This is a genomic window from Mesorhizobium sp. M1E.F.Ca.ET.045.02.1.1 (assembly GCF_003952485.1).
Classification (GTDB): Bacteria; Pseudomonadota; Alphaproteobacteria; order Rhizobiales; family Rhizobiaceae; genus Mesorhizobium.
Genome location: NZ_CP034447.1, coordinates 5,750,424 through 5,775,671 on the forward strand (window position 1 = coordinate 5,750,424; position 25,248 = coordinate 5,775,671).

General features: G+C 64.1%; 26 protein-coding genes. 8 read left to right on the top strand and 18 right to left on the bottom strand.

Going from position 1 to position 25,248, the window contains the following annotated elements; all coding sequences use genetic code 11:
• Positions 1 to 133: 133 nt before the first annotated feature.
• From EJ070_RS27875 to EJ070_RS27925, 11 genes are all read right to left on the bottom strand, one after another.
• Positions 134 to 751 (bottom strand): riboflavin synthase, encoded by a 618-nt coding sequence (locus EJ070_RS27875; RefSeq protein ID WP_126094233.1) that lies wholly within the window; start codon positions 749 to 751, stop codon positions 134 to 136.
• Between the two features lie 61 nt (positions 752 to 812).
• Complete coding sequence (gene ribD, locus EJ070_RS27880) at positions 813 to 1,940, bottom strand: bifunctional diaminohydroxyphosphoribosylaminopyrimidine deaminase/5-amino-6-(5-phosphoribosylamino)uracil reductase RibD (RefSeq protein WP_189350101.1); 1,128 nt, start codon at positions 1,938 to 1,940, stop codon at positions 813 to 815.
• 2 nt (positions 1,941 to 1,942) lie between these two features.
• On the bottom strand, positions 1,943 to 2,422 hold the full coding sequence (gene nrdR / locus EJ070_RS27885) for a transcriptional regulator NrdR (RefSeq protein WP_059184872.1): 480 nt from the start codon (positions 2,420 to 2,422) through the stop codon (positions 1,943 to 1,945).
• A 113-nt stretch (positions 2,423 to 2,535) separates the two neighbouring features.
• On the bottom strand, positions 2,536 to 3,126 hold the full coding sequence (locus tag EJ070_RS27890) for a hypothetical protein (protein WP_126095927.1): 591 nt from the start codon (positions 3,124 to 3,126) through the stop codon (positions 2,536 to 2,538).
• A gap of 79 nt (positions 3,127 to 3,205) precedes the next feature.
• On the bottom strand, positions 3,206 to 4,519 hold the full coding sequence (gene glyA, locus EJ070_RS27895; RefSeq protein WP_126094234.1) for a serine hydroxymethyltransferase: 1,314 nt from the start codon (positions 4,517 to 4,519) through the stop codon (positions 3,206 to 3,208).
• 127 nt (positions 4,520 to 4,646) lie between these two features.
• Positions 4,647 to 6,290 carry a Na+/H+ antiporter gene (locus EJ070_RS27900; RefSeq protein ID WP_126094235.1) on the bottom strand — a complete coding sequence of 548 codons (1,644 nt, stop codon included), beginning with the start codon at positions 6,288 to 6,290 and terminating at the stop codon, positions 4,647 to 4,649.
• A gap of 148 nt (positions 6,291 to 6,438) precedes the next feature.
• The gene (locus tag EJ070_RS27905) at positions 6,439 to 7,692 is read right to left on the bottom strand and encodes a L,D-transpeptidase family protein (RefSeq protein WP_126094236.1); all 1,254 of its coding nucleotides are present in this window, start codon (positions 7,690 to 7,692) and stop codon (positions 6,439 to 6,441) included.
• 356 nt (positions 7,693 to 8,048) lie between these two features.
• The gene (locus EJ070_RS27910) at positions 8,049 to 8,564 is read right to left on the bottom strand and encodes a MarR family winged helix-turn-helix transcriptional regulator (protein WP_126094237.1); all 516 of its coding nucleotides are present in this window, start codon (positions 8,562 to 8,564) and stop codon (positions 8,049 to 8,051) included.
• A gap of 342 nt (positions 8,565 to 8,906) precedes the next feature.
• Positions 8,907 to 9,329, bottom strand: a complete 423-nt coding sequence (locus tag EJ070_RS27915) for a DUF6163 family protein (protein ID WP_126094238.1) — start codon at positions 9,327 to 9,329, stop codon at positions 8,907 to 8,909.
• Positions 9,326 to 10,369 carry an enoyl-CoA hydratase/isomerase family protein gene (locus EJ070_RS27920; RefSeq protein ID WP_126094239.1) on the bottom strand — a complete coding sequence of 348 codons (1,044 nt, stop codon included), beginning with the start codon at positions 10,367 to 10,369 and terminating at the stop codon, positions 9,326 to 9,328. Before EJ070_RS27920 ends, EJ070_RS27915 begins: the two co-directional genes overlap by 4 nt.
• Positions 10,370 to 10,478: 109 nt before the next feature.
• A complete protein-coding gene (locus EJ070_RS27925; protein ID WP_126094240.1) occupies positions 10,479 to 11,027 on the bottom strand; it encodes an isoprenylcysteine carboxylmethyltransferase family protein in 549 nt (182 codons plus the stop codon).
• A 92-nt stretch (positions 11,028 to 11,119) separates the two neighbouring features.
• Here EJ070_RS27925 and EJ070_RS27930 point away from each other — a divergent pair, with 92 nt between their 5' ends.
• From EJ070_RS27930 to EJ070_RS27940, 3 genes are all read left to right on the top strand, one after another.
• Positions 11,120 to 11,941, top strand: coding sequence for a DUF2066 domain-containing protein (locus tag EJ070_RS27930; RefSeq protein ID WP_126094241.1), 822 nt, complete (start codon positions 11,120 to 11,122; stop codon positions 11,939 to 11,941).
• Positions 11,942 to 12,166: 225 nt separating this feature from the next.
• Positions 12,167 to 13,198 (top strand): porphobilinogen synthase, encoded by a 1,032-nt coding sequence (gene hemB, locus EJ070_RS27935; protein ID WP_126094242.1) that lies wholly within the window; start codon positions 12,167 to 12,169, stop codon positions 13,196 to 13,198.
• Between the two features lie 158 nt (positions 13,199 to 13,356).
• Positions 13,357 to 14,001 (top strand): dihydrofolate reductase family protein, encoded by a 645-nt coding sequence (locus EJ070_RS27940; protein WP_126094243.1) that lies wholly within the window; start codon positions 13,357 to 13,359, stop codon positions 13,999 to 14,001.
• Between the two features lie 52 nt (positions 14,002 to 14,053).
• On the opposite strand, the gene EJ070_RS27945 is transcribed toward EJ070_RS27940, so the two are convergent.
• Positions 14,054 to 15,358, bottom strand: coding sequence for an IS4 family transposase (locus EJ070_RS27945; protein WP_126090313.1), 1,305 nt, complete (start codon positions 15,356 to 15,358; stop codon positions 14,054 to 14,056).
• A gap of 369 nt (positions 15,359 to 15,727) precedes the next feature.
• Positions 15,728 to 16,648, bottom strand: coding sequence for a polyphosphate kinase 2 (gene ppk2, locus EJ070_RS27950; RefSeq protein WP_126094244.1), 921 nt, complete (start codon positions 16,646 to 16,648; stop codon positions 15,728 to 15,730).
• A gap of 269 nt (positions 16,649 to 16,917) precedes the next feature.
• On the opposite strand from ppk2, the gene EJ070_RS27955 reads away from it, so the two are divergent.
• On the top strand, positions 16,918 to 17,961 hold the full coding sequence (locus EJ070_RS27955; protein ID WP_126094245.1) for an aldo/keto reductase: 1,044 nt from the start codon (positions 16,918 to 16,920) through the stop codon (positions 17,959 to 17,961).
• Between the two features lie 6 nt (positions 17,962 to 17,967).
• Here the strand turns inward: EJ070_RS27955 and EJ070_RS27960 are convergent, their stop codons facing one another.
• Together EJ070_RS27960 and EJ070_RS27965 are read right to left on the bottom strand one after the other, a co-directional pair.
• Entirely contained in the window at positions 17,968 to 18,939 is a 972-nt protein-coding gene (locus EJ070_RS27960; RefSeq protein WP_126094246.1) for a glycosyl transferase family 90, read from the bottom strand.
• Positions 18,940 to 19,059: 120 nt separating this feature from the next.
• The gene (locus tag EJ070_RS27965) at positions 19,060 to 19,725 is read right to left on the bottom strand and encodes a GntR family transcriptional regulator (protein WP_126095928.1); all 666 of its coding nucleotides are present in this window, start codon (positions 19,723 to 19,725) and stop codon (positions 19,060 to 19,062) included.
• 118 nt (positions 19,726 to 19,843) lie between these two features.
• On the opposite strand from EJ070_RS27965, the gene EJ070_RS27970 reads away from it, so the two are divergent.
• On the top strand, positions 19,844 to 21,097 hold the full coding sequence (locus tag EJ070_RS27970; protein ID WP_126094247.1) for a multidrug efflux MFS transporter: 1,254 nt from the start codon (positions 19,844 to 19,846) through the stop codon (positions 21,095 to 21,097).
• Positions 21,098 to 21,132: 35 nt separating this feature from the next.
• Complete coding sequence (locus tag EJ070_RS27975; RefSeq protein ID WP_126094248.1) at positions 21,133 to 21,507, top strand: DUF423 domain-containing protein; 375 nt, start codon at positions 21,133 to 21,135, stop codon at positions 21,505 to 21,507.
• Positions 21,508 to 21,547: 40 nt separating this feature from the next.
• On the opposite strand, the gene EJ070_RS36435 is transcribed toward EJ070_RS27975, so the two are convergent.
• Both EJ070_RS36435 and EJ070_RS36440 read right to left on the bottom strand, forming a co-directional pair.
• Entirely contained in the window at positions 21,548 to 21,685 is a 138-nt protein-coding gene (locus EJ070_RS36435) for a hypothetical protein (RefSeq protein ID WP_189350103.1), read from the bottom strand.
• Positions 21,686 to 21,742: 57 nt separating this feature from the next.
• The gene (locus EJ070_RS36440) at positions 21,743 to 21,886 is read right to left on the bottom strand and encodes a hypothetical protein (RefSeq protein ID WP_189350105.1); all 144 of its coding nucleotides are present in this window, start codon (positions 21,884 to 21,886) and stop codon (positions 21,743 to 21,745) included.
• A gap of 174 nt (positions 21,887 to 22,060) precedes the next feature.
• Here EJ070_RS36440 and EJ070_RS27980 point away from each other — a divergent pair, with 174 nt between their 5' ends.
• On the top strand, positions 22,061 to 23,140 hold the full coding sequence (locus EJ070_RS27980; protein WP_126094249.1) for a substrate-binding domain-containing protein: 1,080 nt from the start codon (positions 22,061 to 22,063) through the stop codon (positions 23,138 to 23,140).
• A gap of 7 nt (positions 23,141 to 23,147) precedes the next feature.
• On the opposite strand, the gene EJ070_RS27985 is transcribed toward EJ070_RS27980, so the two are convergent.
• Positions 23,148 to 24,383 carry an OpgC family protein gene (locus EJ070_RS27985; RefSeq protein ID WP_126094250.1) on the bottom strand — a complete coding sequence of 412 codons (1,236 nt, stop codon included), beginning with the start codon at positions 24,381 to 24,383 and terminating at the stop codon, positions 23,148 to 23,150.
• A 203-nt stretch (positions 24,384 to 24,586) separates the two neighbouring features.
• Here EJ070_RS27985 and EJ070_RS27990 point away from each other — a divergent pair, with 203 nt between their 5' ends.
• Complete coding sequence (locus tag EJ070_RS27990) at positions 24,587 to 25,246, top strand: alpha/beta hydrolase (RefSeq protein WP_245464691.1); 660 nt, start codon at positions 24,587 to 24,589, stop codon at positions 25,244 to 25,246.
• Positions 25,247 to 25,248 lie beyond the last annotated feature (2 nt).

Sequence of the window (25,248 nt, forward strand, 5' to 3'; positions counted from 1 at the left end):
ACGGTCATTCACCGGCCGCGGATTGACCAAGGCCTCAACGAACACCCTGCAATCGTTGACCGACAGATCGAGACCCGCTGGTCCTCAATGCTGAGCTTTTCCTCCTGCATGGACCCGGTTGCATTCTTGGTCATCACAACCCTTCTTTCGCGGCCTCCACAAGACGCGCGGCATAGCGGGCCATGGTGTCGATCTCGATGTTGACGCGGTCGCCGGCCTGGCGCTCGCCCCAGGTGGTGACGCTCAGCGAGTGGTGGATCAGAAGAACGTCGAAGCGAGTGCCTTCAACCTTGTTGACGGTGAGCGAGGTGCCGTCGAGCGCGACGGAGCCTTTCGGCGCGATGAATTTCGCGAGATGCCGCGGCGCCTCCAGCGTGAAGCGCACGGCGTCGCCCTCCTCCTTGCGCTCGACGATTTCTGCCGTGCCGTCGACATGGCCGGAGACGATGTGGCCGCCGAGCTCGTCGCCGATCTTCAGCGCCCGTTCAAGATTGATCCTGGCGCCGGATTTCCAGCTCGACGCGGTAGTCAGCCTGAGCGCTTCTTCCCAGGCCTCGACCTCGAACCAGCGCGCGTTCGAGCCATGCTCGGGAAGCGCCGTCACGGTCAGGCAGACGCCGCCGCAGGAGATCGAGGCGCCGATCGCAATGGTCTCGGGGTCGTAGGAGGTATCGATGCGCAGGCCGACGCCTTCGCTGAGCGGCTTCACCGCGGCCACGGTCCCGACGTCGGTGACAATTCCAGTAAACATCAATCTCGGTCTTTCCGTCTGACCATGATCTTACCCAAAAACCGGTTCCCAGCTTTTGGGATCATGGTCGTACCCATTCGGCGTAGCTGTCCTCGCCGAAGCGCATCTCGCGCAATTTGCGGAAACCCGGCGGGATATGGTCGGCGTCGATAGGCGATGCAATGCCGTCCTCGCCGATTGCTTCCGGCCCCTGGAACAGGACGATACGGTCGACCAGGTCTTCCTCCAGAAAGGCCTTGGCCACCTTGGCGCCGCCCTCCACCAGCACGCTTGCCATGCCGAGCGCGGCCAAATCCTCCAGCAGTTCCGGCAGGGCCACTTCACTTTCGTACGTTTCCGTACCGATAAAATGCACGCCAGCGCGTTCGAGCGCGGCCCGCCGGTGCGGGTCCGCCTCGGGGCACGCCGCGACATAGAGCGGAACACGGTCAACGCCGGACACCAGCTTGCATGTCTCCGGCAACCGGATCTGGCGATCGAGGATGATGCGCGCCGGCGAGCGGTTCTCCAGCCCCGGCAAGCGCACGGTCAGAGCCGGATCGTCCTCGAGCGCGGTACCGATGCCGACCAGGATGGCATCGGCCTCGGCGCGCATCAGATAGACCTCGCGCCGCGCGATCTCGCCGGTGATGGCAACCTGGCCGGCGCCTCTCCTGCCGATCTTGCCATCGCTGGAAAGCGCAAGCTTCAGGATCACTTCCGGGCGTTTCTTCAGAGATCGAATCAAATAGCCGGCCATCTGCTCGGCGGCCTCGGTGGCCAGCACCTTCTCCGCCACCTCGATGCCGGCGGCGCGCAGGATGGCATAGCCCTTGCCGGAGACGCGCGGATCGGGATCGCTGGCAGCACCCACGACGCGCGCGATGCCGGCATTGACCAGCGCGTTGGCGCAAGGCGGCGTGCGGCCATGGTGGGCGCAAGGCTCCAGGGTGACATAGGCAGTGGCGCCGTGCGCAAGCTCACCGGCCTCGGCCAGGGCCTCGGTCTCGGCATGCGGCCGGCCGCCGATAGCGGTGACGCCGGTGCCGACGACCATCGGACCGGCGCCGTCGTCGCGCACGACAATCGTGCCGACGGAAGGGTTGGTGGAGGTGCGGCCGGCATTGCGGCGCGACAGCCTCAGCGCCGCGGCCATGTAACGACGATCCAGAGCCGCCTGATCGGCCTCGCTCAGTCGCGGTCCTGCCATGATCAGCCGGCGTCCTCTTCGGTTTTTTCCTCGTCGCCCTTCAGCTCGCCCAGCAATTCGTGGAAATCCTTGGCTTCGCGGAAGTTGCGGTAGACAGAGGCAAAGCGGACATAGGCGACGTCGTCGAGCGATTTCAGCGCCTCCATGACCAGGCGGCCGACCTCGCCGGAGGCCACTTCCGTCTCGCCGGAACTTTCGAGCTGACGCACGATGCCGGTCACAGCGCGGTCGATGCGCTCGGGATCGACGTTGCGCTTGCGCACCGCGATCTCGACGGAGCGCAGGAGCTTGTCGCGATCGAACGGCACCTTGCGGCCGGACTTCTTGATGACGACGAGGTCGCGCAGTTGCACGCGCTCGAAGGTGGTGAAGCGGCCGCCGCAATCCGGACAGACGCGGCGCCTGCGGATCGCAGCGCCATCCTCGGCGGGGCGCGAATCCTTCACCTGCGTATCTTCGGACTGGCAATAAGGGCAGCGCATGGAAAGCCTTGGGTTCGCGATTCTATGGGCGAAAGGCTTAGAGCCTTTTATGCCTCAGAGATAGCGAGGCGCGAGCAAGATTGCCAGCGCCCTGCCCTGAACGCTCCGTCGCCTCAGGGCGCGACATCCTTCGTGGCGAAGCCGCAGGACGTGCCGAGGTTGCGATAGGCCTTGGTGAAGCCGTCCATCGGGATGCTGGCGACCGTCTGCTTGCCGAAAACGACATCGAGCGAGGTGACTTTGCGCATGGCTCGCAGCAGCGCGAGACTGGTCTTGGCCTGGTTGTCGACCATCCAGCTCGGACGGCCGTTGACGGCATCGGTGGAAGAGACCGCCGCGGAAACCTTGATGCCGGGGTCGCCAAATGTCGCTGCGATGCTCTTGCCGGTCGGCAGGTCCTTGTTGTCGACGGTGATCATGATGGCGGGATAGGCATCGGGCGGCAGCGCGTCGCCGTTCGAGATCGAAAGCGTCAGCGTGCCCGCGCTGCCATTGCCGTCGACGAAAGCGGTCGAAGCCGCGCAGGTCTTGCGCGCGTCCTGCCCGGTATCGAGCGTATCGATGATCGTGGTCCACCCGCCGAAAGTGTTGGTGGCCGGCAAATTCGGATCCGGCTGCGTTTGCTCCTGTGCAAGCGCGCCCGATACGGCAAAGCCGGCCAGCGAACCAAGCAGGACCAGGGCAGCGGGACGAAAAGTGCGCATCATCAAGCCTCCAGTTCGGAGCGCCGTCCAGTCAGGACGACGCAATGCCGGCGGATAAAAGATGATGCGCAGCGCCCGGTCAACCGAGATAAGGATAGAGCGGGAAACGATCCGTCAGCGCCGTGACCTTGGCCTTTACGGCGGCCTCGACGGCGGCATTGCCCTCGTCGGAATTCGCCACCTTCAGCCCATCCAGCACCTCGGCGATCAGCTTGCCGATCTCGCGGAATTCGGCCTGGCCGAAGCCGCGCGTGGTGCCGGCAGGCGTGCCGAGACGGACACCGGAGGTGACGAAGGGCTTTTCCGGGTCGAAAGGGATGCCGTTCTTGTTGCAGGTGATGTTGGCCCGGCCAAGGGCCGCCTCGGCACGCTTGCCGGTGGCGTTCTTCGGTCTGAGGTCGACCAGCATCAGATGATTGTCGGTGCCGCCCGAGACGATATCGAGGCCGGTTTCCTGCAGGCTCGAAGCCAGCGCCTTGGCGTTGGCGACGATGCTTTCGGCATAGGCCTTGAAGCTCGGCTTCAGCGCCTCGCCGAGCGCCACCGCCTTGGCGGCGATGACATGCATCAGCGGACCGCCCTGCAGACCGGGGAACACCGCCGAATTCATCTTCTTGGCGATCTCCTCGTCGTTGCACAGGATCATGCCGCCGCGCGGGCCACGCAGCGACTTGTGCGTGGTCGTGGTCACGACATGGGCATGGGGCAGCGGCGACGGGTGCATGCCGCCAGCGACGAGGCCGGCGATGTGGGCCATGTCGACCATCAGGTAGGCACCGATCGAATCGGCGATCTCGCGGAAACGCTTCCAGTCCCAGGTGCGCGAATAGGCAGTGCCGCCGGCCAGGATAAGCTTCGGCTTGGTCTCATGCGCGGTCTTTTCGATCGCGTCCATGTCGAGCAGATGGTCGTCCTTGCGCACGCCGTAGGAGACGACCTTGAACCACTTGCCGCTCATGTTGACCGGCGAGCCGTGGGTGAGATGGCCGCCGGAATTCAAGTCGAGGCCCATGAAGGTGTCGCCGGGCTGCAGCAGCGCCAGGAACACGGCCTGGTTCATCTGGCTGCCGGAATTCGGCTGGACGTTGGCGAAGTTGCAGCCGAACAGCTTTTTCGCGCGCTCGATGGCCAGTTCCTCGGCCACGTCGACGAACTGGCAACCGCCATAGTAGCGCTTACCCGGATAGCCCTCGGCATATTTGTTGGTCATGATCGACCCTTGAGCCTCGAGCACGGCGCGGGACACGATGTTCTCCGAGGCGATCAGCTCGATCTCATGGCGCTGGCGGCCAAGCTCGTTGCGGATAGCGCCGAAAATTTCCGGATCGGCATCGGCAAGCGTGGTCTCAAAGAAGGATTCGAATTTGCTGGAGGCTGCCGCGGCATTTGACATGGCTTGCTTTCCCTTGGGGCCGGAGGTCTTGCGAGGTCGCCGCGCATTAACACAGTTGTTCGGAGCCCGCCACGTTTGCGGCGCGAAATTTGCTGGCCGGATTGCGCCAAGCAAATCGACCGAACCGTTATTTCCTGCCCTGCCGGCTCTTGAGCAGGGCTTCGGTCAGCGTGATCTCGGAAAGCAGCGCCCGCATCGTATGGTCGTTGATCTCGCGGCTGCGGAACATGGCGCGCACGGCGGCGCGCTCCGCCTCGATGCCGGCATGCCTCAGCTCGAGTTCCAGCCGCCCGGCTTCACGAGCCTCGGCGCGCGCCTCTTCGGCCTCGTCGGACGCCGCGATGCGGCGTCGGTAGCCGGCAACGATGCTGTCGGCAACCGCGAGCCGGGCCTCGGCCACCTCGCCCTCTTCGCCGCCGTTGCCGGCGAGACTTTCTATCCTGGCGATGGCCGCGTTGGCAGCGCCGACACGCGCCCGGCGTTCTTCCGCCGCGCCCGGATCCTCGCCCGGCTCGACCAGCCCGCGCGCGATCCTCGGCAAAGCGAGGCTGGCGATGACCAGCGAGCAGATGATGACGCCGGCGGCGAGAAAGATCACCACATCTCTAGCCGGAAAGGGCGAGCCGTCCTGCAGCGCGAGCGGCAGCGACAGGATGCCGGCCAGCGTGATCGCCCCGCGCACACCGGCCACCGACCCGGCAAGCCTGACACGGAAACCAAAGGGCTCGGCTTCGCGCTTGCCGAGCCGTGCGGCGATCCCAGTGGCCATGTCGCCGATCCAGATCCAGAGGAAGCGCAGGCCGATCAGGCAGAGCGTCAAAATGAGCACGGTCAGCGCCGGCTCGAACAGCCAGTGCCGGCTGGTGAGCTCCGGCGGAACCTTGCGGATGATGTCTGGAAGCTGCAGGCCAAGCAGGATGAAGAGAGCGCCATTGAAGACGAAGGTCAGTGTCGACCATAGCGACATCGCCTGAATGCGCCCCGAGACCGCCAGATAGCGGAAAATGCCGGACGTCCCGGTGAGCAGGCCCGCCGTGACCGCGGCCAGGATGCCGGAGGCGCCGGCATGCTCGGCGATCAGATAGGCGACGAAGGGCAGCAGGATCATGACCAGCACCTGCGCCTCCGCCGGCGTGCCGCCGATGCGGCCAAGGATTTGCAGCGCCTTGGCGGCGATGAACAGCGCCGCGATGCCGGCAAGGATGCCGACGGCCACGGCATAGACGAAGCTCAGCGAGGCGGCGGCGAAGGAGAAGCTGCCGGTCAGCGCCGCTGCTACGGCGAAGCGGAACATGACCAGGCCGGAGGCATCGTTGAGCAGGGATTCGCCTTCCAATATATGCATCAGCCGCGCCGGAACGACATTGCGGTCGACGATCGAGGACACGGCGACCGCATCGGTCGGCGACAGCACGGCGGCTAAAGCGAATGCAACCACAAGCGGGATGCTCGGCACCAGCCAATGCAGGGCGTAGCCGAAGCCGACAATGGTGAAGAAAACCAATCCGATCGCAAGATCGAGGATCGGCCCTCGCAGCTCGATCAGCTCCCGCTTCGGCGCCGCGAAGGCATCGCCGAACAGAAGCGGCGGGATGAACACCAGGAGGAACAGCTCCGGATCGATCTCGACATGCAGGCCGCGCGCCGGCCAGGCAAGGGCGGCGCCGATGGCGATCTGCAACACCGGCAGCGGCACCCGCACCAGCCGCATCAGCGCGCCGGAAAGCGCCACGAAAGCAAGCACGACGAGGATGAAGACGGCGACGTCCATGATGCGATTCCGGCTCCCAGGCCGACCATGCGCAATTGCCGGCGTCGCGTCCAGACAGGCGGCTGGGTATTGCTTTGCAGAACCAACGGCTGATCCAAACAAAAAAGGCCGCTTCTAGAGCGGCCTTTTCATATTTAATATCAGTCGCTTACAGCGCAGACGTGATCTGCAGCTCGCTGTTGCCGTCGAGGCCGTAAATGTCGTCGCGGAACTGCACGACGCCGGTCCCGGTCGACCACGCGGACAGATAGAGGAAGTGGACCGGCACCGGATTGACGACCTGAACCGGCGTGTTCTCGCCGGTCTTGATGGTGGCCTCGAAATGCTGGCGATCCCAGCCAGGCGTGTCGCGCAGGATCCAGGTGACGAGGTCGCGCACGTTCTGGACGCGCACACAGCCGGAGGAGTCGAAGCGCATCAGCTTGCCGAACAGGCTCTGCTGCGGCGTGTCGTGCATATAGACGCCGTCCGGGCTCGGGAAGTTGATCTTGACCGAGGCCATGGCGTTGCCGACGCCCGGATCCTGGCGGAAACGGTACTTGGCGGCATCGTCCGTCGACCAGTCGACGGTCATCGGATCGACCTCGCTGCCGTCCGGCGCGAACAGCCGGATGTGGCTCTCCTCGAGGTATTTGGGGTCCTTCCGCATCAGCGGAATGATGTCCTTGCGCACGATCGAGACCGGCGCGTTCCAGTACGGATTGACGATGATCTCGTTGATCTTGGAATTCACGATCGGCGTCTGGCGGTCGATCTTGCCGACGATCGCGGTGTGGCGAAGGACCACGCGCTCGTTCTCGACGGCCTCGATCTGTGCGGCCGGAATGTCGACCAGCACATAGCGGCTGCCGAGCGTGCCGGCCTTTTCCTTCAGGCGCTGCAGGTTGGTCTGCAGCTGGCCGAGCCGGATCTGCGCCGAAACGTTCATCGCCGCATACGTGTATTTGCCCATCGCGCCATCGGCCGGCAGGCCGTGGCGAAGCTGGAAGCGCTTGACCGCCGAGTCGACATAGGAATCGAAGGCCGTAGAGATACCGGCGCTCTGCGACAGGTCGCCCGAGATCATCAGCCGCTTGCGCAGCGGCACGACATCCGGATCGTCGACGCCGAGCTGAAGCTTCTTGGTTGCCGGAACCTGTTCCCAGCCGCCTTGGCCTACGATGTTCTGATACTGCGCCACCGCCTGCTCGGTGAAGGCGACGGTCTGCAGACTGAAGATCGGCAGCGTCGAGGCAACCTTGCCGGTCTGACTGGCGCGGGCATCGAACTGGTCGTCCCAGTTGCCGCGGGCCGAGGATTTCAGGATATCCCCGACCACATCCTGCGCGCTGGCATGGCCGGCGACAACAGCGGCGGCGAGCGCGGAGGCACCGGTCAGGAAGAAACGGCGGCTGGTTCTCATGGACGTTCCAGACATTCTAGCTGTATCAAATCTCGCTCAGTTCGCTCTACCGGCGGGTTGCCCGCACTCTAAGGTTGGCAATCTTAACAATTAGCCAACCATGTCCCGCATTGTCCGGCCGCCAGAAACGCGCGGCCGCCGCGCCGGTTCCCATGAGCGCAGGTCATTGGCCCGCAGCATCACCCGTATTCTCGCTTTCACCGTGATTATGGCGGCAACGTGGCCTTGGTCCGCGATTTGCAGAAGGCGGGATCATGAAAGGATAAGGACCGGTGCTTTTCGGCACCGGTCCCTGACAGTTCCCTCCGGCCTCGCTTCTTCGGCGCGACTTCAATGTCTCAAGCGCCGGAAGCGGCTTACATGCGGTAAGCGATCGTATCGTTCCAGAAGCGATCCAGCCGCTGCAGGGCGCGGTTCATCTGCTTGAACTCGTCGGTGTTGATGCCGCCGACCGCCTCGATCGAGCCGACATGGCGCTCGTAGAGACCGGCGACGACGTCGGCCACGTCGTTGCCCTTCGGCGTCAGCGAGACGCGGACCGAACGGCGGTCGATGCGCGAGCGCTGGTGGTTGATGAAGCCGAGGTCGACCAGCTTCTTCAGATTGTAGGAGACGTTCGAACCGAGATAATAACCGCGCGAGCGCAGCTCGCCGGCGGTCAGCTCCGAATTGCCGATGTTGAACAGCAGCAGCGCCTGGATGGCGTTGATGTCGGAGCGGCCGTTGCGGTCGAACTCGTCCTTGATCACGTCAAGCAGGCGGCGATGCAGACGCTCCACCAGCTGCAGCGATTCCATGTACAGCGAACGGATCGCCTCGCGGCGGTCGTCGGATACGTTGGCGGTCTTCGCCGCCGGACGCGAATTGATCATTGTCTTTGCCTCTCGTTTGTCGCCCGGTGATTTTTTGTTCTTCACCTTGATCGCGACACTATCGAATACTCATAAAATTCGACTTAAACGCCAGGGCTAACAAGAGCTTACCGGTAAGAGGTTTCGAAAGAGGCTTAACGAACGGTCACGCGAGCAAGAACAATTAACCTAAAGATTTAGCCAACGGTTTTTGGGCAAAGCGCCGACTCGAATTTAGGGCTGCGGAGCCGTCCGGCAAGTTAAAGCGCGTCGCGCTGAAGCGGACTCAGGCGACGCGCTTCAGGTCTTTGTCTGCTGCATGTCGTTTTCCCGAAACCGCTGCCCACTTTCGGGCGACATGCATTATTGCCTAAGCTGGCGCTTCTGCAGCCAGATTACCACGCGGAAGACGATGTAAAGCAGCGCCACGCAGGCATGCGAGATGACGATCAGCAGCCGGTGGCCGAAGAGGTCGGGAAAGCCGGCATACATCACGGTCTCGGTCGCCGCGCAGATGAACCAGATGACCGGGCCCCAGGAAGCGAGCATCCAGAGGCCCGCGGCGGCGAAGGGAAAGAAGACGGCAAGGGTCGTCGCGGCCACCTGCCAGTGCACCGGCATCAGGTCGAAGCGCCAGAGCTCGCCGGGATAGATGCCGATCAGCCGGATCCAGTAGAGGATGCCGAAGAGCAGGCAATAGCCGGCGATCACGCGCTGGAACCAGGCGAAGATGATCTCGGTGGTCGAGGGCTGCAGCACCACGCGCCTGGAGGTGACCTCGCTCACAGCTCGAGCTCCCGGGAGCCGAGCGACGCGAAATAGGCATCGACGTCGGCGGGGCTCACCGCGCCGAGGTCGGCGGGCCGCCACTCAGGCTTCGAACCCTTGTCGATGATGGCGGCGCGGATGCCTTCGTAAAAGTCGTGGCCAGCCAGCATGCGGTTGAGGATGCGGAACTCCATCTTCATGCACTCGTCCATCGACAGCGTCAGTCCGGCGCTGATCTCGCGCCAGGCGACGTTGAGGCTGGTCGGCGAGCGCGCCTTGATCGTCGCCAGGGTCTTTGCCGCGAACACATCGGTGGCGGCAGCCTCCTCGAGGCTGGCGATGATGCCTGCGAGCGAGGCTTGCGAGAAATGGCGCGCGATCGCTTCCAGATCCTGCCGCTCGGTCTCCCGCTTCGCCGGACTGAAGAAGCCGCGCAATTCCTCACCCGGATCGCCTGATACGGCCAACTCGTCGAGCAAGCCTGCCTGGTCCTCGGCCTTGATGGTGTGGGTGGCGAGGCCCGACCACAGTGCATCGCCATAGCGGATGCGATTTCCCGTCAGCCCCAGATACATGCCGAAACTGCCGCCGAGATCCGGCAACAGATGGCTGGCGCCGACGTCGGGGAAGAAGCCGATGCCGACCTCGGGCATGGCGAACTGCGCGTTCTCGGTCAGCACGCGATGCGAGCCGTGGAAGGAGATGCCGACGCCGCCGCCCATGACGATGCCGTCGATCAGCGCGACATAGGGTTTCCTGAAGCGCGCGATGCGGGCGTTGAGCCGGTACTCGTCGGCGAAGAAGTCGACGGGCGGCTTGCCGGCGCGGCCGGCCTCGTAGATGTGCAGGATGTCGCCGCCGGCGGAGAACGCCCTGCCCTCGGCCTTGACGACGACGAGGCTCACGCCGGCATCGCCCTCCCAGGCATCGAGCGCCTTGCCGAGCGCCTTCACCATGCGGTGGGTGACGGCATTGAGCGCCTGCGGCCGCGTCAGCGTGACGACGCCCGCCTTGCCCAAACGCTCGAAGCGAATTTCGTCGCCTCCGCCAAAATCCATCGTGAGAGAATCCTCCCCCGCGCCTGCGGGAGGAGAAGTGCTAAGCGGCGACCGGGCGAACGTCAATTGTCGAGAGCCCGGGCCGGACGCGTTTCTCGTGGCGAGCGCGCTACCAGACGAACGGGATAAGCGCGTTCGTGCGGCGCGCATAGCCGGGGAATTCATCGGGAAACTGCCGCGCCAGAAGCCGGTCCTCGGCGCCAACGCGCCAGATGAAGATCGCCCCCAAGAGGAGGAGCAGAAAGACGAAAGGGCCGCCCACCACGATCGCCGAGCCGATGCATGCGAGCAGGCCGCCTGTGTACATGGGATGGCGCAGGCGGCGGTATGGGCCGGACGTCACCAGTTCGTGGTCCTGCTTGGCCGAGACGGTCTGGCTCCAGTTGCGACCGAGGGTTTGCCGCGCCCAGACCAACAGAAACATGCCGGCGACGGCCAGGACGACACCGACGCTGCTCAGGACGGCGTTGACGGGCGCGAAGTTGACGAAGGCGAACAATTGGACGCGCGGCAGCAGGAAGGCCGCGATCATGGCAAACATCAGTCCGAAACTCTGCAGCAGATGCGGCTCGGTATCCCGTTTCACGCCAATCGCGTGAACGGTCAGATAGACAATCAGCAGCACCCAGGCAGCGTAGATGAACCAGATGAAGATCATGCCTCACTCCACTCCTCGGTTAGCCGGCAATCGTCTTGGCCGTCGTCCGCGCCCGGTGCTAGAAATGGCCATCCTGAACCGGACGACAAGACATGCCCGGATTTTCTCACCCAGCGGCGACGGCGATCGGCCTGATCGCCATTTGCCTGATGTCTTGCCCCGCCGGCGCCGCGACGGCGGACGAACTCTACCAGGCGCAGACGATCGTCACCGGCACCGGCGAGCCGAACCGCGAGATCGGCTTCAAGGATTGCCTGGACAAGGTGCTGGTCAGGGTGTCCGGCGACCAGAGGCTGACGCAGAAGGCGGAGATGCTGGCGCTGCGCGACAAGGCAGCCGACTTCGTCCAATCCTTCCGCTACCACGACCGGCTGGAAGGCATTCCCATCCATGACGAGCAAGGCACGCATGACCGGCCGCACGACCTTACCTGCCTCTACAAGCCCGCGGTGGTCGACAAGCTCCTGGCGCAGCTCGGCAGCAGGCCGTGGCGCGGCGAGCGGCCGCTGATCGCCGTTTTCCTCACGACCGAACAAGGCATGAAGCATTTCGTGCTGACGGCCGACGAAGGCCGCGGCGGGGCCATGCGCGAATCCTTCGTCAACGCTACGGCGCCATTGCTGATGCATGCCAGTTTTCCGAAATCCGGGCAGCTTGCCGGGCTCGACGACAAGGCGTTGCGCAATGCCGACATGGCAAGACTCGACCGGCTCGCGAAAAAAGCGGGAGCAGTCCAGGCGCTCGCCGGGAGCATCGTATGGAGCGACAAGGAACTCGGCTGGATCGCCGACTGGCGGCTGTCAGATCGCGGCAAGACGTATCGATGGCAGGTGCGCGGCGTCAGCTTCGACGAGGCGTTTCGCGCGGCGATAAAGGGCGCGGCGCAGATTTTGTCGGGGAATGGGCAGCCGTGATGCACAGTTTCCTCGCCCCCACGAAAGTGGGGGAGAGGTGGCTCGGCGAAGCCGAGATGGAGAGGGGGAGCGCCCTACGAAGGCCCCTCTCCGGCCGCTTCGCGGCCACCTCTCCCCCGCTTTGCGGGGGCGAGGAACCCGAGCTTCGGCCTTGGCACAATCGTGTCGCATTGGTCAGCGGCAGGGGCGCGTGGTAAAAGCCGGGTCGACAAGAGAGATTTGGCGATGAACAGATTCACCCCCGCAAAGCCTGCCGGCGCACGCAACGTCGACGAGATCACCGGCAGCCGGCGGCTCAGGCGCATGCGCAAGGCCGACTGGTCGCGCCGTCTGGTGCAGGAGAACCAGCTCTCGGTGAACGACCTGATCTGGCCGATCTTCGTGATCGACGGCAAGAACACGCGCGAGCCGATCGCCGCCATGCCGGACGTCTATCGCCTGACCATCGATCTCGCGGTGAAGGAAGCGGAGCGCGCCGCAAAGCTCGGCATCCCTGCGATCGCCACTTTCCCAAATGTCGAGCTTGCGCTGCGCGACCAGACGGGCTCGCACATCCTCGACCCCGAAAACGTCATCAACCGCGCCACGCGCGCGATCAAGCAGGCGGTGCCGGAGATCGGCATCATCACCGACGCGGCGCTCGACCCGTTCACCAGCCATGGCCATGACGGCATTCTGCGTGACGGCATCATCGTCAACGACGAAACGGTGGAACAGGTCGCCGCCGCGGCGGTCATCCAGGCGGCCGCCGGCGCCGACATCATCGCGCCGTCCGACATGATGGATGGCCGCATCGGCGCCATCCGTGACGCGCTCGATGCAAACGGCTTCCAGGACGTGGCGATCATGTCCTACGCGACGAAATTCGCCTCCGCCTTCTACGGTCCCTATCGCGAGGCGGTCGGCACCGCCGGTCTGCTCAAGGGCGACAAGAAGACCTACTATATCGACCACGCCAATTCCGACGAGGCGGTGCGCGAGGCCGAGCAGGATCTCGCCGAAGGCGCCGACATGCTGATGGTGAAGCCGGGGCTGCCCTATCTCGACATCATCCGCCGGCTGAAGGACGAGCTCCAGATGCCGACCTTCGCCTATCAGGTGTCGGGCGAATATTCGATGATCAAGGCGGCCAGCGCCAAGGGCTGGATCGACGGCGAAAAGGCGATGCTGGAATCGCTTCTTGCTCTAAAGCGCGCCGGTTGCGACGGCATCCTCACCTATTTCGCGCCGACCGTGGCGGAGATGCTGAAGGGCTGAGTTCCCTTCCCAATCGCCTTCCAAGTCCTGCCGCATGATCGGGACGCCCACTCGGGCGGGACGATTTGCGCGCCCAGAAAAATACCGCTTGCATTTCGAAATCAGTTAAGTTACTCCACAACTGCTTGCAAATTACAATCGGTTTTTAGGAGGCAATGATGTCCAAGCTGCGTGTCAACGCTTTCACCTTGTCACTCGATGGTTACGGCGCCGGTCCCGACCAAACTCTCGAAAACCCGCTCGGCGTCGGAGGCGAAGCCCTCCATAAATGGATGATAGGCACCCGCAGTTTCCACCAGATGGTCGGCAAGGACGGCGGCACCACCGACATCGATGACAGCTTCACCGTGCGCAGCTTCGAGAATGTCGGCGCCTGGATCCTCGGCCGCAACATGTTCGGGCCGATCCGCGGCGAATGGCCGGACGAGAGCTGGAAAGGCTGGTGGGGCGACAATCCGCCCTATCACGTGCCGGTCTTCGTGCTCACCCACCACAAGCGAGCGCCGATCGTCATGGAAGGCGGCACGACGTTTTACTTCGTCACCGACGGCATCCATTCAGCGCTCGAGCAGGCGAAGGCGGCGGCCAACGGCAAGGACGTGCGGGTCGGCGGTGGCGTTTCGACCGTCCGGCAATATCTGAAGGAAAGCCTGATCGACGAGATGCATCTGGCGATCTCGCCGATGCTGCTCGGCTCCGGCGAGCATCTTTTCGCCGGCCTCGACATGCTGAAGCTTGGCTACCGCTGCACCAGCCAGGTCGCGACGGCCGATGCCACGCATGTGATGATCGGGCGGGCTTAGCGCCTCTCCTTCTCCCCTTGTGGGCTAGCGTGCGCACACATTTGCTTCGGGCTCATTTTTGCGAGGCCAGAACGAAGCCGTGTGTGATGGCGTTGAAGCGTCTGAGGCCGTGGGTGAAGGTGATGGGCCCTGGCGGGCGTTCCTTTTCGTAGCCGTTCCAGCCTCCGAGCCTGGCGATACACCAGGCGGCCCAGGCGAGCGTGTGCGTGGGGTGCGGGTTCTTCTGCTTTTGGGTCTTGCCTTCGAGCTTGGCGATGAGCACTTCCAGGACGGTGATCTCGGTGGGATCGAAGAGGTGTGCGGCCTGGAAGCGCTGGCCCGGCGAACCACGCCCGTGTACGAGTTGCATGACCTTGGTGGCGACGACCAGAGCGGTGGCGGCCAGACGTTCGAGTGCATCGCCGTCGGCGATGAGACTTTCCTCCAGATCGATGGCCTGCGACTTCACGGTCCGAAACAGCTGTTCGACGCTCCAACGCGAGCGATACAGGTCGACGATGCGGCAGGCATCGGCGAGCGTTTCGACGCTGTGGGTGGTCAACAGCCGCCAGATCACCGCGTCCTTGGCCGAAGGTGGATCGATCTCACGCACTTCCACCATGTTGAGCGTGAGTTCGCGCGGATCGCGGCTGTCGGCGCCAAGGCGGGGCTGGCGCAAGCTCACCGCGGTGAAGCGAACGGCCAGTTCGACGGTGCGGGCCGGCCGGCCGGGTCGGGCCTGCAGTTCGAAGGCAATGCGGCCGGCTTCCGGCGTCTTGGCGATCGCGCCGAACAGGCGCTCGCCCCGCGTGCCCAAGGCCCGATCCCGTACAGCGCGGATGAGCACATGGGTGCGCTCGTCGGGCAGCCTTGCAAACACTTCGTAGATGTCGGCCTCGCGGTCGCCGATCACCGTCATCTGCGGCGCGTCGGTCAGCGCCTGGCATGCCGCCTTGGCGGTGCCGATCCACTTGTGGCTTTCCTTGGCTTCGATCGGCAGCGCCTGGTAGTCATCCGCCTTCTCTGCCTCGCGCCGCCAGATCGTGGCGCCTGCAAGGCCAAGGACCGAGCCGTCCACGGCATCCACGGCCAACGCCGGATGCACGAACAGCCCGATATCGGTGCCATTGCCGACACGACCGAGGCCGCGCTTGCGCGAAGCCTTGGCTTCATAGTTGATCTCGCTGCTGTCCTCGATGATCAGCACGTGGCGGCCGGCGGCCAGTTCGGCGGTTCGCGCCGCCGCCGTGCGGATGATCTCTTGCGTGCTCACGTGGCGATTGCGAAACAGGCGTGTGAACGCGACCTTCTCGGCGCGCGTGTCGGCCAGCCGGCGCATGCCCGTGCTGACACGCGCAAACATGCGCTCCAGAACCATGCTCCCCTTTTTTGCAGGCGCAGGTCGCCGAAGTAGCCAAGCAACGAAGCCATCGTCGAAACCTCCAGAATCAACAATGGCGGCTACAGAATCACATACAATTCAACCGCTTCAAGCCATTTTCCGACGGCGCCTCTTCACGCTTGACCACAGCACGAAGCAAATGTGTGCGCACGCTAGCCCCTTGTGGGAGAAGGTGGCCGAGCGAAGCTCGGCCGGATGAGGGGTGTTGGACGGATCACTGCGCTGAAGATATAAACGCCTCAAAACGTTTAATTTTTCGAAGCCTCATTCCCTCCAACACCCCTCATCCGTCTCGGCGCTGCGCGCCGATCCACCTTCTCCCACAAGGGGAGAAGGAGGGGTGCCTCAATACTTCTGCGGCACGTAAAGCTCGCGCGGCAGCACCTGGCGCTCGTAGTCCGGGTTGAAGACGCGCTCCGGGAGCGTGATCTCCTCGTGCGGCACATCTTCGTAAGGCAATTGCTGCAGCAGATGGTCGATGCAGTTCAGCCGCGCCCGCTTCTTGTCGTTGCCCTCGACGATGAACCACGGCGCTTCCTTGATGTTGGTGCGGGCGAAGGTCTCCTCCTTGGCCTTGGTGTACTGCTCCCAGCGCACGCGCGACTGCAGGTCCATCGGCGACAGCTTCCACTGCTTCATCGGATCGTGGATGCGCATCAGGAAGCGCATCTGCTGCTCCTCATCGGTGATGGAGAACCAGTACTTCACCAGCGTGATGCCCGAGCGCACCAGCATGCGCTCAAATTCCGGCACGTCGTGGAAGAATTCTTCCACCTGCTCGGGGTTGGCAAAGCCCATCACGCGCTCGACGCCGGAGCGGTTGTACCAGGAGCGGTCGAGCAGCACGATCTCGCCGCCGGCCGGCAGATGCGGCACATAACGCTGGAAATACCATTGCGACTTTTCGCGCTCGGTCGGTGCCGGCAGCGCCACGACGCGACAGATGCGCGGGTTGAGGCGCTGGGTGATGCGCTTGATGACGCCGCCCTTGCCGGCGGAGTCGCGGCCTTCGAAGATCACCACCAGCTTCTTCTTGTGGTAGGCGACCCAGGACTGCAGCTTGATCAGCTCGGACTGCAGCCGCAGCAGCTCGCGGAAGTAGGTCAGGCGCTCGATGGAAGGCGGATGCGCATTCTTGTAGATCCTGGCGATCTCCAGCGACAGCGCCGGCTCGGAAATCTCCAGCTCATAATCCTCGTCGAGCGTGTCGGCGAGTTCGGCTTCCAGCCAATCCTTGGCCCCGGAATTCGGTTTGAGTTCGTTCATCACGCTGCTCCTGCCTGTCAGCCATCTTAGCCTCGGATGCGTTTCAGCCTGGGCCAGAAACGCCACTCCCTAAGCCGACTGAGATACAGACGCGCAATGACGGTTTTATTGCAAGCGCCGTCCCGGCCGGGTGCTGGTCTAGCCGATATGTGATCGGCCCGGACCGACAGCGGGGCGACAAGCCGCCGGAATTGTCCTACAAATACCATCGCGCTTTTTCCGGCGCCCGCCACGCGCGCCTCTTCAAAACAAAATCGCGAGGATCCGACATGGAATACCGCACCCTTGGCCGTTCCGGCCTGAAGGTTTCGACATTGACCCTTGGCACGATGACCTTCGGCGGCACGGGCCCGTTCGCCGCCGTCGGCAAATCCGACCTTTCGGAAGCCAGGCGCATCATCGATACCTGCCTCGATGCCGGCATCAATCTCATCGACACCGCCAACGTCTATTCGAATGGCTTGTCGGAGGAGATCGTCGGCGAGGCGCTCGGCGGGAAGCGCAAGAACGATGTGCTGATCGCCTCCAAGGCGCGCATGCGGATCGGCAACGGCCCCAACGACGAAGGCCTGTCGCGCCATCATCTGATCCGCGAATGCGAGAGGAGCCTGAAGCGGCTCAAGACCGACGTCATCGACATCTATTTCCTGCACGAATGGGATGGCGTCACGCCGCTGGAGGAGACGATCGCCGCGCTCGACACCTTGGTCGGCCAGGGCAAGGTCCGCTATGTCGGCTGTTCCAACTTTTCGGGCTGGCAGGTGATGAAGGCGCTCTCGATCAGCGACAGCCATCATCAGCCGCGCTTCGTCACCCAGCAGATCCACTACACGCTTGAAGCACGCGAGGCCGAATACGAGTTGCTGCCGATTTCGGTCGACCAGGGCCTCGGCGTGCTGGTGTGGAGCCCGCTGGCCGGCGGCCTGCTTTCGGGCAAATACCGCCGCGACAGCCCGACGGCGCGGCAACTTGGCGGCTGGTCGGAACCGCCGATCCGCGATGAGGACAGGTTGTGGCGGATCGTCGACATGCTCTCCGAGATCGGCAAGGCGCGTGGCGTGTCGGCGGCGCAGGTGGCGCTTGCCTGGCTGCTCGGCCGCCCGGCCGTCAGTTCGCTGGTGATCGGTGCCCGCAACGAAACCCAGCTCACGGACAACCTTGCCGCGGCAAGCCTGACGCTGACGCTCGACGAGCGTTTGCGCCTCGACGCCGTCAGCCGGCCGCCGGTGCTTTATCCTTACTGGCACCAGCAGTTCACCGCCAAGGACCGTTTCGGCCCGGCCGACCTGGTGCTCGACCGCAGCGATATCTAAGAACCCTCAGCCCGTGATGTAGCGCCAAACCTCGGGGTCGGGTTTGATCTGGCCGCTCAGCACGAAATATTTGTAGAGGACGAGCAGCGAGACCGCCCGCTCGTCCTTTTCATTGCTGAACCGGCGGCAGTAAGCGTTGGCCGCCGTCGTGATGCGTTGGGCTTCCGCCGGGTGCGTTTCGAAATAGGCGATCTTGTCGGCGACGTCCGAAAAATCGGGCGCCAGCGGCACGTAGTGGACATTGGGCTCGACCTCAGCTTCGGCGAACCAGGTCTCGTAGGTCGGAGGCGGCATCAGGCAGAGCGAGTTCGAGCTCATGATCCATTTCAGGTTCGTGGCCACGTCGTTACCTTCGAGCGAGACGATGTAGCGGAACTGCAGCTGCTGCGGGATCGTAAGGTAGGGCTTACGGTAGTTCTCCGGCGCGCTTGGCTTGGGCGAGCCCGCATCGCAAGCCGGCAGACCGCGCACTGCATCGACGAACCGCTTGCGGATCGGATTGTTGAAATCGCCGCGCCAGACCGCCATCGGGCGCTTCTCGGCGAAGGACAACCCGTCGCGGGGAAACCGGAAATGGCGGAACTTGTCGAGCTTCATGATCACGGCGTTGCCGTTGTCGTCACGGATCGGCCGGTCCTTGACGATCGCCGGCATCTTGGGCACATCGACGACATCGCCGAACTCGAGATCGATGATCAGGTCGCGATCGAAGTAGCGGGCGAACTCCTTCAGATCGTAATAGTACATGCTCCCGAACTTGGGTATTTGACCGGCCGGCACGGCCGCCGCGCTCGGCGCGAAGCCATGGTCGAGCTTGTTGTAATAGTTGACCCGATCGCGGACCGTTTTGCTGGAAAGCTTCGCCTGCCCCAGGAGGCCGGCGAGGCGCTGGCGAAAGAGAGCCTGCGGCACCACATCGCGCGTTATGTTGCGTACGAAATAGAATACCCGCGCTGCGGTGCGTAAGGGCGAGGCCATGCGTCCTTCGTTTCAAAGATGTGGCGTCGAGCCTCCTACAGCATTGTGCCGAACATCTTGCAAGCCCGCGCAGGCAAACGAACTTGTGAGAGTCCTAATATTCGGCGGCGATTGCAGGGATCAGGCAGCGACGACGGCGAAGCCCCTGGCGCGCAGGCCGCGCCGGTCATCATGCAGCGAAGTCACCAGCCGGTCGCGGCTGCCGGCGATATGAGCCGAGAGCAGCCTAGCTGCCTCGTCGGCGTCACCCTTTCGCACGGCGCCCAGGATGGCATGGTGCTCGGCCCAGGCGCGGCCGAGCGCCGCCTCGTCGCGCACTTCCAGCCAGCGGGCACGCGACAGCCTGGTCATTGCATCGCGTACCGCCCGCAACAGGAATTCATTGCCGGAAAGCCTGGCCAGCTCGATGTGGAAATCCATGCCGACGCGATGCCATTCCTCGCGCGGCGTGTCGGCGTCGCAGGAATCGAGCATCGCCGCGATCACCTCGACCCCGCTGCGATCCTCAAGCGCTGCCGTCAGCCGCACCGCCGCCACCTCGACCGCCTCGCGGTAGACGGCGATCTGGCCAAGCTCGGCGAGATTGATCGGCGCCACGGTCCAGCCGCGGCCGTCGCGGCCGACCAGACCTTCGGTCTCGAGGCGCAGCAAAGCGGCCCTGACCGGCGTGCGCGAGGCGCCGAAGCGGCTTTCGATCCAGCGCTCCGTCAGCCGCTCGCCCGGGCCGATCTCCAGCCCGAGGATCATCTCGCGAAGTTGCCTTTCGACATTCTGCATCTGCGACATTGTCGTTCCGCTCTTCGGCACCGCATTGACAGCGGCCGGGTTGAGGTCCATGACGGATACCGATTTGGTATCCCAAAATGGTATCCGGAGCAATCCCGGATAACCGGGCAGGCATAACATGGCGGACGGCGGTACAGAACAGGGCGGCTACAACGCCCATTGGCGGCGCAATCTCGCCGTCTGCTTCGCCGGCTCGTTCAGCACGCTCATTGCCATGACGCTGCTCTTGCCTTTTCTGCCCCTTTACGTCGAACAGCTCGGCGCCGAGGGGCACGCCGCGATCGTGCAATGGTCGGGTATCGCCTATGGCGCAACCTTCTTTGCCGCGGCCCTGGTCGCACCGTTGTGGGGGCGGCTGGGCGACCGCTATGGCCGCAAGCTGATGCTGGTGCGCGCCTCGTTCGGCATGGCGATCTGCATGTCGCTGACCGGCATGGTTGAAAGCGTTTGGCAACTGGTGCTGCTGAGGCTCCTGATCGGCTTTGCCGGCGGCTATTCCTCGGGATCGACGATATTGGTGGCGATGCAGACGCCCAAGGACCGCTCCGGCTGGGCGCTCGGCGTGCTGGCGGCCGGCATCACGGCGGGCTCGCTGGTCGGCCCGCTGCTCGGCGGCGCGCTGCCGCCGGTGATCGGCATCCGCGCGACCTTCCTGCTGTCCGGCGGCGTCATCTTCCTTGCCTTCCTGGCCACGACCTTCCTGATCAAGGAAAACCCGCGTCCAGTTGCGGCCAACGCCGCTTCGGCGGCGAAGCCGAGGAGCGGCTGGTCGCAGATCCCTGACAAGCGACCGGTCGTGGCGATGCTGACGACCGGCATGCTGCTCGCCTTCGCCACAATGTCGATCGAGCCGATCATCACCGTCTATGTGCAGCAACTCGTCGTGGGCCAGAGCAAGGTGACGATGGTCGCCGGCGTGGTGATGTCGGCGGCAGCACTCGGCACGATCCTGTCCTCCTCATGGCTGGGCAGGCTCGCCGATCGCGTCGGCCACTGGAACGTCGTTGTCGGCGCGCTTGCCGTCTCGGCGCTGCTGCTCGTCCCGCAGGCGTTCGTCACCGATGGCTGGCAGTTGATCGGGCTGCGTTTCCTGATGGGTCTGGCGCTGGGTGGCCTCTTGCCCTGCATCACCAGCGTCATCCGCCACAACATCCCGGACGGCGTCGGCGGCAATGTGCTCGGATTGTCGATCTCGGCGCAGTATGTGGGCCAGGTCGCGGGGCCGCTGGCCGGCGGTTTCGTCGGCGGCCATTTCGGCATGCGGGCGGTGTTTTTAGGCACGTCGGTGCTGATGGCGTTCGGAGCGGTCTACAACTGGATTGTCCAGTCGAGGCGGGCGCGGCATATGCTGCTCGAAGCGGGCGAGTCCTGAGAGGCTCGCCGTCAACCGAAGCACGGAGATCCGCGATGAGCCTCGCCGGGCAACCATCAAACGGCGGCAGCCGTATCCTCGTGCTGGCGGGTGGGCTCGTTGGCGCGGCAGGCGTGGCGCTGTCGGCCGCCGCCGCGCATCGGGGCGGCGCCTTCACCGGCACAGCCGCCTCGTTCCTGCTGATGCACGCCCCTGCCTTCGTCGCCATCGGCCTTGCCGACGGCAACAGGAGCCTCAGGATCGCAGGCCTGGTGCTGCTCGTCGGCCTGCTGATGTTTTCTGGCGATCTTATCGCCAGAGACTTCCTCGGCTCGCGGCTGTTTCCGATGTCGGCGCCGGTCGGCGGCACTCTGCTGATCGCCGGCTGGCTGGCGATTGCGGTCTCGGCGCTGTTGCGCCCACGGTCCTAGAACGCCCCTTCATCGGAGCGAGGCTCGCGGAGCGGCGAGGTCAGCGGCGCACCAAACGCAGCTTCCGCCTGCGCGTCGCCGGCTCCGCCGCGCGCTGCCGCTCAGGCCGGTCGACCGCCGGCGAGATGCCCCAATAGTTGCGATAGATGTCCTGGAAGAGATGGCTGATCGGATGCATGGCTGATTTCCTCTGATTGAATCGATCCAATTTTTCAGCACGAAAAAGAACCGCCCCTCAGGCGCGCTTGCGCCCCACGATGAAGCGTGGCTCGCGCTTCCACGGGCTTGCCTTGCCGCGCCGCTTTTCGCTCGTTGCGGCCGAGGCAATGCCCCAGTCGTTCTTGTAGAAGTCCTCGAACAAATAGCTGACCGGATGCATGGCACCCTCCTTCTTTCAAATCCGCTCGGGAGAAGCTGTCTTGGATCGATTCAAATCATATGCTCGCCGCACTCGAAGTCAAGCAGGAATTTGAATCGATCCAAGAAAAATGTTAGATGACCGGCAACCATTCCGCGGTCATGTTCGTGATGTGACAGGATTCGGAGGAACGACATGGCATCACCCATCGAAGGCCAGGCACGACCCATCCGGCTGGCGGATATCGCCAAGGCGGCTGGCGTCTCGCATGGCACGGCCTCCAATGTCTTCAGCCGCCCGGAGATCGTGCGCCAGGAAGTGCGCGAGCGGGTCAAGGCAGTGGCGGAGGCGATGGGTTATGCCGGGCCCGATCCCAAGGGGCGCCTGTTGCGCGCCGGCAAGGTCAATGCCATCGGCGTCGGCACGACCGAGCCCCTCTCCTATTTCTTCGAGGATCCCTTTGCCCGCGTCATGATGGCCGGCATCTCCGAAGCCTGCGACGCCACGGGCGCGGGCATCGCACTGGTCTCAGCCGCCAACCAGGAAAAGCTCGCCTGGAACATCCAGAGCGCGCTTGTCGACGGCTTCATCCTATTCTGCATCGAAGGCGGCTCGCGCCTTGTCGACCTGACGCGCGAGCGCAGGCTGCCCTTCGTGGCGCTGGAACTCGGCTTCGAGGACGAAACCGTCTCGGCGATCGGCGTCGACAATGTCGCAGGCGCCAGGCTTGCAGCGCGCCACCTTGCCGAGCTCGGCCATCGCCGTTTCGCGGTGCTGTCGCTGGCCTTTGCCGACGACCGCACCGGCTTCGCCACGCCGGAAATCGTGCACAGCGCGCTCTACACAGGAACACGCGACCGCCTTGCCGGCTATTTCGAGGAGCTCTCCCGCTTCGGCATCAATACGGCGAAGATCCCGGTCTACGAGACCGAAAATGAAGAGAAGAGCACCAGGGCCGGGCTCGAGGCGATCTTCGCGGGCAACAAGCGGCCCAGCGCCATCCTGGCGATGTCGGACAGGATGGCGCTGATCGCCATCGAATGGCTGACCGCGCGGGGGCTCAAAGTGCCGGAGGATGTCTCCATCGTCGGCTTCGACGGCGTGCCGGACGGCGCGCTCTGCGACCCGCCGCTGACCACGATCGCCCAGCCGATCACCGAGATCGGGCGGCGGGCGGCGCGCATGATCCTCGACTTCGACGGCGCGGTACGGCGCGAGACGATGGGTGTCGAGCTCGTCGTCAGGGCCTCGACCGGCCCTGCCCCGAGGATCTGACGAGCCCTCAATAGCCGCCCAACCTCGCCTGCACCGGCTGCGCACCGAACGAAGCGCGCCCAGTCTGCTCGCGCGCCGGCTTGGCGCGGGCCGGACCGAGGCTGGCAAGCCATTCGAGATACAGCGCCAGCGCGAACTGCATGGCGATGCCGGCGGCGATCAGCAGCGTGTCATAGGCCAGGCCGCCGGGATTGATCAGCTTGAGCACCTGAGCCGCCATGGCGATCACCGTTCCGGCGATGAACACCGGCAGCGAGCGCTTGCCGAGGATCGCCAGCGGATTGTCGGGCCTGGCGCGGAAGAGGTTCGATACGGCCGGCAAGGCGATGATCAGGTAGCTGACAGAAAGGATATGCAGCAGTCTCGGCAGCGACAGGAAGGTCTTGTCGAAGCCGCCGAGCACCACCGGCAGGTCGAACCAGGTGATATGACCCCAGAGCGGGCTGTGCACCCAGATCGCCGCGCCGACCACATAGGCGCCGGCGAAGCCCATCAGCCACCGGTTTACGGGAATGGTGCCGCCGCGCTTGACATGGAGCATGGCCGCAAGGCCGATATTGAACAGGAATTGCCAGGACAGCGGGTTGAGGAACCAGAGACCCGGCTCGGGATAGTTCGGCGGCGCGATCTGCCAGATACCGGCGACAAGCCACAGCAGCCCGGACACAAACAGTGCGGCCACGGGCCTGTAGCTGACGAACAGAACGAAGGCCGGCGCCGCCAGAAGCAGCGCCGCATAGACCGGCAGGATGTTGTTGTAGCCGAGCTGATGGCCGAGCGTGACGATGCCGAGCAGCACCTCCGGCGTGTTCTTCATCAGCGGCTCGATGTTGATCATCTTCAAGAGCTCCGGCCTGTGGGCAAATACCGCCGCGGCGCAGAACATGGCGATCACCGCCATGGTGATGACGATGTGGGTGACATAAAGCACGCCGGCGCGCCGCCACATCTTGAGCGTCGCCAGCAATCTGCCGCCCGGCTTGAACTTGCTGCCATAGGCAAGCGCAACCGAGATGCCGGAGATCAGGACGAAGGCCTCGGCCGCATCGGAAAAGCCGAGATTCTTGTAGGTCAGGCTTTCGAAGACGGTGCCAGGCACATGGTCGACGAAAATGGTGAGCAAGGCGAGCGCGCGCAGCACATCGATACGCGTGTCGCGACCGTTGATACGCGTGTCGCGATCATTGATACGCGTATTGCGATCATTGATACGCGTGTCGCGTTGAGAAACCGGGATGGTCATCGACAAAAGGCCTCAGAGCTGGTGTTTCATGTCCAGCAATGCGACCCCCGACGCACCGCTTCGATTCCTCCCATCGGGGAGTGTATCGGCGCAGAAACGGTCTGAAATGCGCCCGGTTCAATCAACTTTCGCGGAGCTTGAAAACATTCCGTTTTGAAGCCGGCAAATCAACAAAACACCCATGAAATCAAACGGATATGAGCGTGTCCGAATATTCCGAAGAAAACAACATCCTGCACCGCGATCTTAGTTTTTCCTATCGATTGCTGAGGCCGGCGAATGCGAGCGGCGAATGCCTCTTCGTGCTGCATGGATCGGGCGTGGACGAAACGACGATGGTGCCATTGGCGAGGCAAATCGGGCCGCGCGCGGTGCTTGTCGCGGCGCGCGGCCGCATCGCCCAAGAGGATGGTTTCCGCTGGTTCGAGCGAATCACGCCGACCAGTTTCGAGCAATCGAGCATTCGCGCGGAGGCGGCCGCTTTCGCCGAGTTCGCAGCCGTAGCCGCGAAGCGCCATGGGCTCGACCTTCAGCGCGCAACCTTCCTCGGCTATTCGAACGGCGCCAATCTGGTTTCCACGCTGATGCTGCTCCATCCGGGCCTCGTCAGGCAGGCCGCGCTTCTCAGGGCGATGCCGGTACTCGACGACACCCCTGCGCCCGACCTTGCCGGAACGCGGGTGCTGATCATCGCCGGCGCGGCGGACCAGACCTACGGACCCTTCGCGCCCGCCCTGGTGACGCTGTTCAGCCAGCGCGGCGCCGAGGTCGATGCGCGCATCGTCGCCGCAGGTCACGAATTCGGCGACGCGGATGCAGCGATCGTGCCGCAGTGGCTTGCGGGGGCCACACCAGTCGCCTGACT

Coding starts and splice junctions, on each gene's coding strand:
- EJ070_RS27875 (WP_126094233.1), bottom strand. CDS start 751: ATGTTTACTGGAATTGTCACCGACGTCGGGACCGTGGCCGCGGTGAAG.
- ribD (WP_189350101.1), bottom strand. CDS start 1,940: ATGGCAGGACCGCGACTGAGCGAGGCCGATCAGGCGGCTCTGGATCGT.
- nrdR (WP_059184872.1), bottom strand. CDS start 2,422: ATGCGCTGCCCTTATTGCCAGTCCGAAGATACGCAGGTGAAGGATTCG.
- EJ070_RS27890 (WP_126095927.1), bottom strand. CDS start 3,126: ATGCGCACTTTTCGTCCCGCTGCCCTGGTCCTGCTTGGTTCGCTGGCC.
- glyA (WP_126094234.1), bottom strand. CDS start 4,519: ATGTCAAATGCCGCGGCAGCCTCCAGCAAATTCGAATCCTTCTTTGAG.
- EJ070_RS27900 (WP_126094235.1), bottom strand. CDS start 6,290: ATGGACGTCGCCGTCTTCATCCTCGTCGTGCTTGCTTTCGTGGCGCTT.
- EJ070_RS27905 (WP_126094236.1), bottom strand. CDS start 7,692: ATGAGAACCAGCCGCCGTTTCTTCCTGACCGGTGCCTCCGCGCTCGCC.
- EJ070_RS27910 (WP_126094237.1), bottom strand. CDS start 8,564: ATGATCAATTCGCGTCCGGCGGCGAAGACCGCCAACGTATCCGACGAC.
- EJ070_RS27920 (WP_126094239.1), bottom strand. CDS start 10,369: ATGGATTTTGGCGGAGGCGACGAAATTCGCTTCGAGCGTTTGGGCAAG.
- EJ070_RS27925 (WP_126094240.1), bottom strand. CDS start 11,027: ATGATCTTCATCTGGTTCATCTACGCTGCCTGGGTGCTGCTGATTGTC.
- EJ070_RS27930 (WP_126094241.1), top strand. CDS start 11,120: ATGCCCGGATTTTCTCACCCAGCGGCGACGGCGATCGGCCTGATCGCC.
- hemB (WP_126094242.1), top strand. CDS start 12,167: ATGAACAGATTCACCCCCGCAAAGCCTGCCGGCGCACGCAACGTCGAC.
- EJ070_RS27940 (WP_126094243.1), top strand. CDS start 13,357: ATGTCCAAGCTGCGTGTCAACGCTTTCACCTTGTCACTCGATGGTTAC.
- EJ070_RS27945 (WP_126090313.1), bottom strand. CDS start 15,358: ATGGTTCTGGAGCGCATGTTTGCGCGTGTCAGCACGGGCATGCGCCGG.
- ppk2 (WP_126094244.1), bottom strand. CDS start 16,648: ATGAACGAACTCAAACCGAATTCCGGGGCCAAGGATTGGCTGGAAGCC.
- EJ070_RS27955 (WP_126094245.1), top strand. CDS start 16,918: ATGGAATACCGCACCCTTGGCCGTTCCGGCCTGAAGGTTTCGACATTG.
- EJ070_RS27960 (WP_126094246.1), bottom strand. CDS start 18,939: ATGGCCTCGCCCTTACGCACCGCAGCGCGGGTATTCTATTTCGTACGC.
- EJ070_RS27965 (WP_126095928.1), bottom strand. CDS start 19,725: ATGTCGCAGATGCAGAATGTCGAAAGGCAACTTCGCGAGATGATCCTC.
- EJ070_RS27970 (WP_126094247.1), top strand. CDS start 19,844: ATGGCGGACGGCGGTACAGAACAGGGCGGCTACAACGCCCATTGGCGG.
- EJ070_RS27975 (WP_126094248.1), top strand. CDS start 21,133: ATGAGCCTCGCCGGGCAACCATCAAACGGCGGCAGCCGTATCCTCGTG.
- EJ070_RS36435 (WP_189350103.1), bottom strand. CDS start 21,685: ATGCATCCGATCAGCCATCTCTTCCAGGACATCTATCGCAACTATTGG.
- EJ070_RS36440 (WP_189350105.1), bottom strand. CDS start 21,886: ATGCATCCGGTCAGCTATTTGTTCGAGGACTTCTACAAGAACGACTGG.
- EJ070_RS27980 (WP_126094249.1), top strand. CDS start 22,061: ATGGCATCACCCATCGAAGGCCAGGCACGACCCATCCGGCTGGCGGAT.
- EJ070_RS27985 (WP_126094250.1), bottom strand. CDS start 24,383: ATGACCATCCCGGTTTCTCAACGCGACACGCGTATCAATGATCGCAAT.